Raw genomic sequence first — 12,586 nt, 5'->3', positions numbered from 1 at the left:
ACCAGATGGTTAAACTAAAAAGTTAATTGTAAATGAATACAGAAGAAAAAATATTTAATGCAGCCAGAATCGTATTCCAAAAAAAGGGATTTGCAGGGACTCGCATGCAAGAAATTGCAGACGAAGCAGGCATTAATAAAGCCATGTTGCATTATTGTTTTAAAAACAAGCAACTCCTTTTTGAAGCAGTATTTATGAATGCTTTCAGTCAATTAGCCCCACAAATTAATGCTATTTTTAATTCTGATGAAACTGTTTTTGAGAAGATAACACGATTCACACACAGTTACATTTCATTTGTACTACTCAACCCTTTTTTACCTCCATTTGTGATTCAGGAAATGAATAACAATCCTGAATTTGTAAAAACATTTTTTAAAAATAAAAATACACCCGACCCATCTCAACTTATTGATCAAATAAAAAAAGAGATTGCACTTGGAATAATTAAGCCAGTTAATCCCAAACAGTTGGTTCTGGATATATTCGCTATGACCGTTTTTCCGTTTGCTGCTCAAATGATGGTAAAAGGAATATTACACGTTTCTGATTCTGAATTTAATCAAATGATGGAAGAAAGAAAAACTACAATAGCAGAACAAATTATTAATTCTATAAAAAAATGAAAAAAATAATTCTACTGTTACTTTTAGCATCACCACTATTTTCTGTGGCACAGCAAACTTTGACTCTCGAAGAGTGCTACGCTTTGGCCAATAAGAATTACCCACTAGCCAAACAGAATGAACTATTACAACAAAAATCTAATTTGGATACCGAAGTGCTCAACAAAGCAAAACTACCTAAAATTGATTTGAATGCACAGGCTACTTATCAATCTGATGTAACGGCATTACCTATTAGCTTGCCAAACGTTACTGTCAACCCTCCCAACAAAGATCAGTACCGAGCCACTTTAGACTTCAATCAATTATTGTATAACGGAGGATTGATAGATGCCAGTGCCAAAATCAAAGAAGTACAAACCAAAACCCAACAACAACAAGTAGAAGTGAGTTTATACCAACTAAAAACTAGAATTAATCAACTGTATTTTTCTACTTTATTATTACAAGAGCATGCTAATTTACTTCTGTCCAAAGACGAGCAACTAGATTCTAAAATTAAAGAAGTGAAAGTTGGTGTCAAGTATGGTGCCATTCTTCCTGCTTCTGAAAAAGTATTGGAAGCAGAGAAATTAAAAATAAAACAACAACTTACTGAAATTCGCTTTGATAAAAAAAGAGCAGTCGAAAGTTTGTCTACACTTACCTATTCGACAATCAATGAAAAGGTGATTTTTATAAAACCAACAACAGCAACTGATTTTAATACTGAAAATAATCGTCCCGAATTGAAACTGTTTGACTTACAAAACGAACAAATTAACCTTTCAAAAAATATACTTTCAAAAAACAATTTACCGAAAGTGAATGCCTTTGGCCAAGCCGGTTATGGAAATCCCGGACTCAATATGCTTGACAATTCATTTCAACCTTTCTATGTTGTGGGAGTAAAAGCCAATTGGAATGTTTTTGATTGGAATAAAACCAAAACGGAGCAGCATGCATTATCTATCTCAGAATCGATAGTTTCGACTGAAAAAGAAACTTTTGAACTCAACACTAATTTGCAAATACAGGAAATGGCAAACGAAATCAAGAAAATGGAGGAAGTTATCACTACGGATGCGGAGATAATTGAACTAAGAGAATATGTCGTCAAATCATCTGATTCCCAACTAAAAAATGGAGTTATCACCGCGTCGGAATATTTGGTAGAACTGACAAATTTATTTGAGGCAAAAACAAATGAAAAACTACATCAAATTCAATTGGCTTTAGCCAAGGTAAATTATCAAGTTGTAAAGGGTTTATGACTTGAAAATTCTGTCCTTTTCGGGGCAAATTATCAAGTTGTAAAAGGAGTTTAATGAATTATAAATTTTGAATGTTCCAACTATTGAACTTTCTTAATTCAAATATAAAACAAACATGAAAAAAACACTCTCATTATTAATTCTCTCAAGTTTGTTCTCTTGTAACAACAACGATGACAAAGCAGACGGATATGGTAACTTTGAAGCTCCTGAAATTACGATTTCGGCGGAAGCCAATGGAAAATTAACCTCTTTCCCTATCGAAGAAGGTGCAATTTTAGAGCCAAATACACAAGTTGGATTGGTTGACACCATTCAATTGTATTTGAACAAGCAACAGCTAATCGCTTCACGAAACACGATTTTTTCAAAATCTAAAAATGTATTGTCACAAGATCAGGTTTTACAAGAACAACTGAAAACGACTTTAATTGAGAAAAAAAGAATTGAAAATATGTTTGCCGAAAATGCAGCTACGAAACGACAAGTAGATGAAGTTACTGGGAAAGTAAATGTATTAAAAGAGCAAATAAAAAGTGTAGGAACACAAAATGCCCCTATTACAAATGAGGCAAAATCAATTGATGTTCAAATCGAAAAAATTGAGGATCAAATCTCAAAAAGCAAAATTATCAATCCAATTAAAGGGACTGTGCTGGCCAAATATGCTGAACCAAATGAAATAACAGCCTTTGGAAAACCCTTATACAAAATAGCCGATATATCCGAAATGACATTGCGGGTTTATGTAAGTGAAACCCAATTACCCAAAATAAAAATAGGACAAAACGTTACTGTAAAAATTGATTCTGGAACAAAAATGACAAACTATACGGGAACTATTTCTTGGATATCATCTTCGGCTGAATTTACCCCGAAAATCATTCAAACCAAAGAAGAACGGGTAAACTTAGTTTATGCAGTAAAAGTGAAAGTAAAAAATGACGGCAGTCTTAAAATAGGAATGCCAGCAGAAATGTGGATCAATAAATAAAACAATCAAAATGAATTTAAAAAACAATCATTCAGAAAATAAAGCAGTCCAAACACAACTCCTTTTTTCTACCACAGAAGGGAAAGTAATTTCATTGCAAATCGCCGCAGGAGAACAATTGAAAGAACATCTAAGTAAAGTACCAGCATTACTTGTTTGTGTTTCAGGTAACGCCATTTATAAAGACGAAAAAGAAGCAGTTATCAATTTGAAATCAGGTGATTATGTGAATATAGAACCAGATGTAAAACATAGAATTGACGCCATTGAGGAAAGTAATTTTTTATTGATTAAATAATGAGTATCCAAGTCCAAAATATTTCAAAATCCTATCAAAACAACCTTGCAGTTGACTCCATTACTTTTGAAGTAAAGGAAGGAGAATTATTTGGACTTATAGGTCCTGATGGGGCAGGAAAAACAACATTATTCAGAATACTGACTACGCTCCTACTTGCTAATGAAGGAAACGCAACTGTAGCTGGTTTTGATGTCGTCAAAGATTATAAATCTATTAGAAAAGAAGTGGGGTACATGCCCGGAAAATTCTCCTTGTACCAAGACCTAACCATAGAAGAAAACCTAAATTTTTTCGCTACGATATTTGGCACCACTCTAGAAGAAAATTATGAACTCATCAAAGAAATTTATGTTCAAATTGAGCCTTTTAAAAATCGACGTGCAGGAAAACTTTCGGGTGGAATGAAACAAAAACTAGCATTATGTTGTGCGTTAATTCATAAACCAAAAGTATTATTTCTCGATGAACCTACTACCGGTGTAGACCCCGTTTCTAGAAAAGAATTTTGGGAAATGTTGAAACGCTTGCAACAAAAAGGAATCACCATTCTGGTTTCTACCCCATACATGGACGAAGCCGCTTTGTGCGACAGAATTGCTTTGATACAAAAAGGAAGTATCTTAAAAATTGATAGTCCACAAAAAATCATTGACGACTATGAAAAAACAATTTATGATGTTCAGGCAAAAAACACCTACCAACTTATCGAAGATTTAAAAAATTATTCGACTCAGTATAGTGTTTTTGCCTTTGGGGAATACATTCATTACATCGATAAAAAAACCGATTTTAATCCGATGGAATTAGAAAAATATTTACAAGAAAATGGTCATCAAGATATTGTAATTAAAATTTCAAAAACGACAATTGAGGACGTATTTATGGATTTAACCAACCTAAAACAATAAGTTTTGAACCAAGAAAAAATCATATCTGTAAAAAACCTCAGTAAAGTATTTGGTGATTTCACTGCCGTCAACAAGATCTCATTTGAAGTGAATAAAGGTGAAATTTTTGGTTTTTTAGGAGCCAATGGTGCAGGAAAAACAACCGCCATGAAAATGCTTATTGGGATTTCAAAACCCAGTTCGGGAGAGGCAACTGTGGCAGGTTTTGATGTAAAAACCAATTCGGAAATGGTCAAAAAAAGCATTGGTTATATGAGTCAAAAATTTTCAATGTATGACGATTTAACCATCAAGGAAAACATCACTTTTTTTGGAGGAATATACGGTTTAAGTAAAACACAAATCAAAGAGAAAACTAAGCAATTGATTCAAAAACTACAATTGGAAACAGTGGCGGATAAACTGGTTGGTTCACTGCCTTTAGGTTGGAAGCAAAAACTAGCTTTTTCAGTGGCATTATTACATGAGCCTAAAATCGTTTTTCTGGACGAACCCACCGGAGGTGTTGATCCTATAACCCGAAGACAATTCTGGGAAATGATTTATGCCGAAGCACACAAAGGAACTACATTATTTGTAACCACACATTACATGGATGAAGCTGAGTATTGCGATCGAGTTTCCATTATGGTTGAAGGACATATTGAAGCGCTGGATACACCTGCAAATTTAAAAAAACAGTATAATGTGGACTCTATGAATGAAGTGTTTTTAAAACTAGCGCGGAATATTGAATAAGAACAAAGAAGAAATATTAAAGAGAAGAGAAATAGAAAGTAAAACAAAAAAATGAAACGATTTATCGGTTTTGTAACCAAAGAATTTTACCATATTTTTAGAGATAAACGATCTATGTTTATTCTTTTCGGGATGCCTATTGCCCAAATTATGCTGTTTGGTTTTGCAATTACAAACGAAATAAACAATGTCAATATTGCCATTCTGGACCATTCCAAAGATACCGAAACACAAAAAATAATAAATAAAATCAGCGCTTCCCCCTATTTTCATATCGAACAGGAAATCAGTAGTGAAACGCAAATAGAATCCATATTCAAAAAAGGAAAAGTAAAAGCTGTGTTAGTTTTTCAAAACCATTTCATCAAAGATTTACAGACTAAAAAACAAGCAAAAGTACAAGTAATAACGGATGCTACAGATCCGAACATTGCCAATACAATAACTAACTACATTAATGCCATTTTGCAAAATCACCTACAAGAAGTCAATAGAAACAACCTGCCAACCTACCAAATACAAACTCAAACCCAATTGTATTATAATCCGGAACTAAAGAGTGTTTTTACTTTTGTACCAGGAGTAATGACGGTAATTTTAATGTTGGTTTCGGCCATGATGACTTCCATTTCCATCACACGCGAGAAAGAACTTGGCACCATGGAAGTACTACTGGTCTCTCCGCTAAATCCTTTGCAGGTCATACTAGGAAAAGTATTCCCATATATATTCCTTTCCGTTATTAATGCAATCGTTATTTTGACGTTAGGCGTTTTTGTATTCGGAATGCCTATTCAAGGCAGTCTATTTCTATTGGCATTTGAAAGTATTTTATTCATCATCACAGCATTATCATTAGGAATACTCATTTCAACGGTTTCAGATTCTCAACAAACTGCAATGATGTTGTCTTTAATGGGACTTATGTTGCCCGTTATCATTTTATCAGGGTTTATTTTTCCCATTTCTAGTATGCCCTTGCCCCTGCAAATCATCAGTAATATTATACCTGCTAAGTGGTTTATCATCATTATAAAAGCCATAATGCTTAAAGGAGCATCCATACAAATCATCTGGAAAGAAACATTAATTCTAATAGGAATGACAGTATTTTTCATTGGATTAAGCATCAAAAAATATAAAATAAGATTAGAATAATTTTTAGGAGCTATTTCCTGCTTTACGCTTCAATATTTTCTCTCGTAAAAAAACGAGAGAAAAGGATTTTTACTTCAAACGAAGTTCACTGAACTCCTATAAAAATTACGTGAAGTAATCAGGGCTAAAAAATAAAAAATGAGAACCATATTATTCATCATACAAAAAGAGTTCAGACAAATCTTTAGAAATAAAGCGATGCTGCCTATTATATTTGTTTTGCCGTTTATCCAATTATTGATTTTATCTAATGCGGCTAGCTTTGAGGTGAAAAATATAAAATTTTCCTATGTCGACAGTGACCATTCTGGAGCTTCAAGGGAACTAATTAGTAAATTTCAATCCTCAGACTATTTCGTTATTGTGGATCATTTTCTTTCAAAAAAAGAAGCCAACCTACAAATGCAGAAGGGTAAAGTAGATGTCATATTGGAAATCCCCAATCACTTTGAACGGAATTTATTAACAGACAAAAAATCGACACTTTCAGTAAGTATCAACGCCATTGATGGTGCCGCCGCCGGAATAACAAATGTCTATATCTCACAAATCATAGCTAGTTATAGTCAAAAACTACAAAGCCAATTGTATCAATACAATGAAGGTTCATTTGTACAGCCTCAAAATATCATTACGATTCCTTCTTTCTGGTTTAATAATACTTTAAATTACAAAACCCTTATGGTTCCTGGGATTTTGGTTTTATTAGTTACAATGCTTACTCTTTTCTTATCAGCAATGAATATTGTTCGTGAAAAAGAAATTGGCACCTTGGAACAAATCAATGTTACACCTATCAAGAAGCATCAATTTATCATTGGAAAATTGTTCCCATTTTGGGTTCTGGGCTTACTTATTTTGACCGTAGGATTAATCATTGCCCGATTAGTATTCCATATTCCGATAATTGGGAATATTGGTCTAATCTACTTGTTCACCTCAGTTTATCTGCTGGTCATTTTAGGTATTGGTCTATTCATTTCTAACTATACTGAAACCCAACAACAAGCGATGTTCATAGCTTGGTTTTTTACTGTTATTTTTATTTTAATGAGTGGCTTGTTTACCCCTGTAGAAAGCATGCCTAATTGGGCACAACAAATCACGCTGTTCAACCCAATACGTTATTTTGTTGAAATTATTAGGATGGTGATGCTCAAAGGGGCTGCTTTTTCAGATATTTCAACTCCCTTTTTTATTATTTGTTTTTATGCGGTTGTTATCAATGGATTTGCGGTTTGGAGTTATAAAAAAACCAACTAACAGAAATACTAAATTCCATATAACAGTTTGCTTTGTCTCCAATAATAGCGCTAAAGTAAGTGCTTAGTTTCAACCTGTTTCTTATTCCACTTATGTAAAATTCGTACTAAATCAGCAATTATAATTGGCTTTGGCATATAATCATCCATTCCCACTTCGAAACATTTTTCCTTCTCACCTGTTAATATTCCGGCTGTCATGGCGATAATAGGGATCTTTTCGGCTCCCTTTAACTTTCTAATATCAGATGCGGCATCATAGCCGTTTTTATTTGGCATCTGAATGTCCATCAACACAATGTCTGGTTGCTCCTTGGTGTATTTCTCAATGCCATCATTTCCATCAACCGCTTCTATAATATCACAGTTAGGAATAATTCTTTTTAGCAGTGTTTTGGCTAGAAACATATTAATCTTGTTGTCCTCAACCACTAAAATTTTATTATAGTTTAAAGGAGACAAAGTACTCCAGCTATCGTTATTCCCAGAGCTCCCATTCTCACTTGCTTTGGTTGCTGATTGATTCGATTTTTTGAATTGAACAGTAAAGAAAAAATTACTGCCTTCTCCAAATTTACTTTCCACATTCAGTTTACTTCCCATTAGATCCAAAAGTTGATTTGAAATGGTTAAACCCAATCCGGTGCCGCCAAACTGTCTGCATGTAGAGCTGTCACATTGCATAAAAGATTTAAATATTTTTTCATTATTTGCCTCTTCAATTCCTATACCTGTGTCTCGTACCGAAAAATTTATTGTTGAGTAATATTTATTTGATGTAGGAGTTTCAGTTACATCTAAGGTAATAGTTCCTGAGTAAGTGAATTTTACTGCGTTGCTTATTAAGTTTACCAATACTTGCTTTAACCTAGTGACATCTGCCTGAACAAACTGCGGAATTTGTGGATCTATGTTTAATATCAAATCTATCTTCTTTTCGAGTGTTTGATATTTGAAAAGATCAATTACCTGATTCGATAATTCAAAAAGATCTGTTTCAGAAATCTCTAATTCTAACTTACCTGCCTCAATCTTAGAAAAATCTAAAACTTCATTGACTATATGAATTAATGTATTAGCCGATTCATTGATAGTGGACATATATTCCTCTTGACTTTTATCCAGATTGGAGCCCATTAATAAACCCGTAAAACCAATTATCCCATTTAATGGTGTTCGAATTTCGTGACTCATGTTAGCTAAAAAATCAGTTTTAGCCTTACTTGCGGCCATCGCTTGCTCTTTAGCTTTAATTAATTCCATTTCGATCAATTTCCTTTCCGTAAAATCAACCATTATTATGTGGCATTCCTTAGGATCTTCAGAAATAATTCCCGTAAGCAGTACATAAGTAGGTCTGGTATCTTTAACATTTAGAACTACTTCGCATGATTCCTTAACCCTATCTTTAAAAATTTTATTTAAAAAAATATTGAAAACCGGTTTTGTCTCATCTGAAATAAAAAAACCGAGCCTACTATTGATTAACTTAATTCGTTGTTTACCCAATAATTGCGAACCAGATAAATTTACCGCTATTACATTTCCTTCTTTCGTAAGATTAAAATAGGCTGATGGCAAAAAATCAAACAACTCAATATATTTTTCAGTAGCCATTTCCTTTTGCTCCATGGCAGACAAAAGTTCCTCATTTTGCATTTCCAATTCAATCTGATGTACTTGCAACTCATGAATGAGCTTAACCGCTCTAACCTCAGTTATATTCAACGTCATTCCTAAAGCCTTTTCTTTAAGTCTTTCTTCTGCTTTCTCACGAAGTAGTCGAGCTGCTTTTAATTTGTCTTCTGAATTTTTCATGATTCTGACTGTTATTAAAGTACTATTTGATCATTTTGGGAACTCGATAAAAAACGAACTATTTCTTGCTTTCATCAATCATTACTTTAGCCACTTTAGGTTTATCAACCTGATGAATAAAACATTGTATAATCTTATTGTAATCTGTAAAATAGATATTACTAGTAAAATCAATATAAATTTCAGTCCCATTGGCTATTTTAATGGGAACATTTTCATAGTGAATAAATTCCCGCTGCTGTAATTCTAGGAATTTATTCTTATTAGGCACAATGGCCTTAAAAAATTCTTTATCCCAAATTCGATGTTCATGAAAGTATTCCTTTGGGTAGCCCAAGAGGTCAATCAAATACTTGTTGATGTCTATTATTTTACCAGCATCAGCATCAATAAATAACACCCCTTCATCTATCGATTCAAAAAGCTGGCGGTAGTGCGGCTCTGGAGTAGCTAATAATGCCGCTTTTGATTTTTTCTTATCAGCTATCTCTCTTACTATGCATTGAATAATCTTATTGTTATTTACGGTAAATACATTGCTTACAAACTCGACATTTACAATTTCTCCAGTCGCTGTTTCAAGTGGTAAATTTTCATAACGGATGGAATTCTCTTTCTGCAATTCTAAAAACTTAGCTTTATTAGCCTTTATATCTTTAGACATTCCGATTTCCCAAATTGTTTTTTCCATAAATTGCTCATATGAATAGCCCAGTTTCACAATCAAAAATGGATTAACATCAATAATTTTTCCGTTTTCAGCATTGAGAATAATTATTCCGTCCTTGGCTGATTCAAACAAGCGTAGGTAGCGGTTTTCATAATTAAGAGTCTCTTCTGCCTTTTTAGCTAAGGAAATGTCAATAAATGTGATCACAAGTCCATCTATGCGATCATCCAAAGTACGATAAGGCATGATTTTTACATAAAACCATTTGCCACCTTTAGTTGTAACTTTGGTTTGTATCGAGGTCAAATTCTTAATCACCTCTTGTGCATGCAATTTCAATTCAGGATATTCTAATTCAGTTACCAAATCCGTAAAAGGTCTTCCTACGTCTGAGCTTCTTAGCTTAAAAATTTTGCAAACGGGCTCTGTAAATCTACGAATATTCAAATTCATATCCAAAAACAGAGTGGCTATATCAGTGCTATTAAGCAAATTTTTCATGTCATTATTTGCCAGCTCAAAATCAATTAATTTACTTTGTAGTTCGGCATTTATCGTCTGTAATTCTTCATTTAAGCTCTGCATTTCTTCTTTGGAAGTAGTCAGTTCTTCATTGGTGGATTGCAATTCTTCATTAGTAGATTGCAACTCTTCGTTAGAGGATTTGAGTTCTTCTTGCGAAGTTTGCATTTCTTCGCGGACGATTTGAAGGTCAATATTACTTTGCTTTAGTTCTGCTTCTAATTCTTTTACTTCATCATTTCCTGATTGAATATTTGATTTAATATTTGATATATTGTTTCCAACTGTTTTGGGCAATTCATTAAAAACAATCATAATCATCCCTTTTACCTCAGCGGGGCTTTCGATACATTGAAGTGTAACGTCAACATAAGTAAAACTACCATCGCTACCAATTTTTATCTTAGATAAGACAACTGGTTCAAAAGTTTTTTTAGCTTTTCGAAAAGCACTCGGAAGAACATTCCGCAACCCTTCTCTGGCCATGGCATGAATATTCCAATTTGCCTTTCCTGCAACAGGTTCTAAGTATTTACCAGTTCGGCCCGTAATATATAAAATATCTCCGTTTTCATTGACCATAACGCTAGCAGGTGCAAAGCGTTGAAGTAAAATCTGGTCTGCAAATGTTTGTATATTTTCGGTTATCTTCGGAGTAGGCTCAGTCATAGTTGATTTTCTTTTGCCTCCTGTAAAAGAGCTAGGGAAATCTATAAATTCCCTTAATTTAGAAGTTTTCGTTTTTTTAAAAAATTTCAACCTAGAGTCAATTATCTCAAAATCAGAATTATTTTGTCCTAATGTTTCTGCAGTACCGAGCACCATAATACCACCCGGATTCAAACTATAATTAAACAAAGCCATCATTTTTTTTTGCAATGGCGGCTCCATATATATAAGCATATTACGGCAAGTCAGTATATCTAGTTTAGTAAAAGGAGGATCCTTAATCAAATCATGTGGGGCAAAAATTAACATTTCTCTTATATCAGAATTCACACGAAACCCTCCAACCTCAGATTTGAAATTCTTGTTGATGCGCTCCTCTGATACATCTGCAACAATATTACTTGAAAACAGCCCCTTACGCGCTTTCTCGATAGCGTGTACATCAAGATCAGATGCAAATATTTGTAATGATAATCCCCTGTCATTTTGCATATCGTTCATAATCTCCCTAAACAGGATTGCTAAAGAATAAGCCTCTTCTCCCGTTGAACAAGCAGTCACCCATGCTCTTAGCACATAATTGTCTGGCAATGATTTTATGTATTCAGGAAATATTTCCCCTTTAAGTTTTTGCCAAACCTCCGTGTCCCGAAAAAAACTAGTTACTCCAATCAGCAATTCATTAAAAAGCAGTTCCACCTCACTAGGGTTATTCTGTAAAAACCGAACATATTTATCTAAATCCTCAATTCCATAAATCCCTATGCGTCTCTCTATTCGACGCATTAAAGTGCTTTTTTTGTACATCGAAAAATCATGCCCTGATTGATCTCGTAGCAATATTATAATTTTATCAATGCTACTTTTACTTTTGCTTTCAATTTTTATTTTTTCGGCTGGCAAAAATTTCAAAAAATTAATAAGTTTAGCTGGTAATTCTTCAACCGTAGCGATGATGTCTGCGCTAACTGCACGGATAGCATTAGAAGGCATACTGTCAAATTTAGCTGATGAGGGATCTTGCACCATGACTAACCCATTCTGTTCCTTAATAGCCCTTATACCAAGGGAACCATCAGAGCCCATACCAGAAAGGATAATCCCAACACTATTCTCTTTACGATCTGCAGCAAGGGAACGGAAGAAAATATCTATTGGCAACCGTAGCCCTCTCGTTTCCAAGGGATCAAATAGATGTAATGTGCCATTTAATATGGACAAACTCTTATTTGGAGGAATTACATAAACATGATTTGGTTTCACTTTCAATCGATCACTTGCTTGCAATACTATCATGCCCGTTTTTCGTTGAATCAATTCAGGTAAGACACCTTCATGTGTAGGATCGAGATGCTGGATAATCACAAAAGCCATCCCAGTGTCAATGGGCAAATTTTTAAAAAACAATTCAAATGATTCCAATCCACCTGCAGAAGCTCCAATACCCACAATAGGAAATTTTTCATCTTCTAAATTGGGAACATTACTTTTTGAATGTTCTTTAGAGATCTGATCGTGTTTATTGTTTGTGCTATCTTTTGTAACTATTTTCATACTGTAACTTTGCTTTTGCCCCCTTAATTCATGTAATACGCTTGATTACTAAATGTTTATATCTTAAATGTATTAAAAAAAAAACATATAAATACAAATTTTTTAAAATTACT

General features: G+C 33.8%; 10 protein-coding genes. 8 read left to right on the top strand and 2 right to left on the bottom strand.

Annotation, left to right across the window (positions count from 1 at the left end):
• Positions 1 to 32 precede the first annotated feature (32 nt).
• The 8 genes from HJ01_RS10485 to HJ01_RS10450 all read left to right on the top strand — a co-directional run bounded on the left by HJ01_RS10485 (position 33) and on the right by HJ01_RS10450 (position 7,241).
• Entirely contained in the window at positions 33 to 626 is a 594-nt protein-coding gene (locus HJ01_RS10485; protein ID WP_007138376.1) for a TetR/AcrR family transcriptional regulator, read from the top strand.
• Positions 623 to 1,879 carry a TolC family protein gene (locus HJ01_RS10480; protein ID WP_007138375.1) on the top strand — a complete coding sequence of 419 codons (1,257 nt, stop codon included), beginning with the start codon at positions 623 to 625 and terminating at the stop codon, positions 1,877 to 1,879. Before HJ01_RS10485 ends, HJ01_RS10480 begins: the two co-directional genes overlap by 4 nt.
• A gap of 115 nt (positions 1,880 to 1,994) precedes the next feature.
• Entirely contained in the window at positions 1,995 to 2,873 is an 879-nt protein-coding gene (locus tag HJ01_RS10475) for an HlyD family secretion protein (RefSeq protein WP_007138374.1), read from the top strand.
• Between the two features lie 10 nt (positions 2,874 to 2,883).
• Complete coding sequence (locus HJ01_RS10470; protein WP_007138373.1) at positions 2,884 to 3,171, top strand: hypothetical protein; 288 nt, start codon at positions 2,884 to 2,886, stop codon at positions 3,169 to 3,171.
• On the top strand, positions 3,171 to 4,082 hold the full coding sequence (locus HJ01_RS10465; RefSeq protein ID WP_007138372.1) for an ABC transporter ATP-binding protein: 912 nt from the start codon (positions 3,171 to 3,173) through the stop codon (positions 4,080 to 4,082). Before HJ01_RS10470 ends, HJ01_RS10465 begins: the two co-directional genes overlap by 1 nt.
• Before the next feature lie 3 nt (positions 4,083 to 4,085).
• Entirely contained in the window at positions 4,086 to 4,820 is a 735-nt protein-coding gene (locus tag HJ01_RS10460) for an ABC transporter ATP-binding protein (protein ID WP_007138371.1), read from the top strand.
• Between the two features lie 51 nt (positions 4,821 to 4,871).
• Positions 4,872 to 5,978, top strand: a complete 1,107-nt coding sequence (locus HJ01_RS10455; RefSeq protein WP_007138370.1) for an ABC transporter permease — start codon at positions 4,872 to 4,874, stop codon at positions 5,976 to 5,978.
• A 138-nt stretch (positions 5,979 to 6,116) separates the two neighbouring features.
• Positions 6,117 to 7,241: an ABC transporter permease gene (locus HJ01_RS10450; protein ID WP_007138369.1), complete on the top strand. Its 1,125-nt coding sequence runs from the start codon at positions 6,117 to 6,119 to the stop codon at positions 7,239 to 7,241.
• A 50-nt stretch (positions 7,242 to 7,291) separates the two neighbouring features.
• Here HJ01_RS10450 and HJ01_RS10445 read toward each other — a convergent pair whose 3' ends face one another.
• Both HJ01_RS10445 and HJ01_RS10440 read right to left on the bottom strand, forming a co-directional pair.
• Positions 7,292 to 9,058, bottom strand: coding sequence for an ATP-binding protein (locus HJ01_RS10445; RefSeq protein WP_007138368.1), 1,767 nt, complete (start codon positions 9,056 to 9,058; stop codon positions 7,292 to 7,294).
• Between the two features lie 58 nt (positions 9,059 to 9,116).
• Positions 9,117 to 12,473 carry a chemotaxis protein CheB gene (locus HJ01_RS10440; RefSeq protein ID WP_007138367.1) on the bottom strand — a complete coding sequence of 1,119 codons (3,357 nt, stop codon included), beginning with the start codon at positions 12,471 to 12,473 and terminating at the stop codon, positions 9,117 to 9,119.
• Between the last annotated feature and the right edge of the window lie 113 nt (positions 12,474 to 12,586).

It is taken from the genome of Flavobacterium frigoris PS1, from assembly GCF_000252125.1.
Taxonomy (GTDB): Bacteria; Bacteroidota; Bacteroidia; order Flavobacteriales; family Flavobacteriaceae; genus Flavobacterium; species Flavobacterium frigoris_A.
This window is presented reverse-complemented; position numbering and strand designations above follow the sequence as displayed.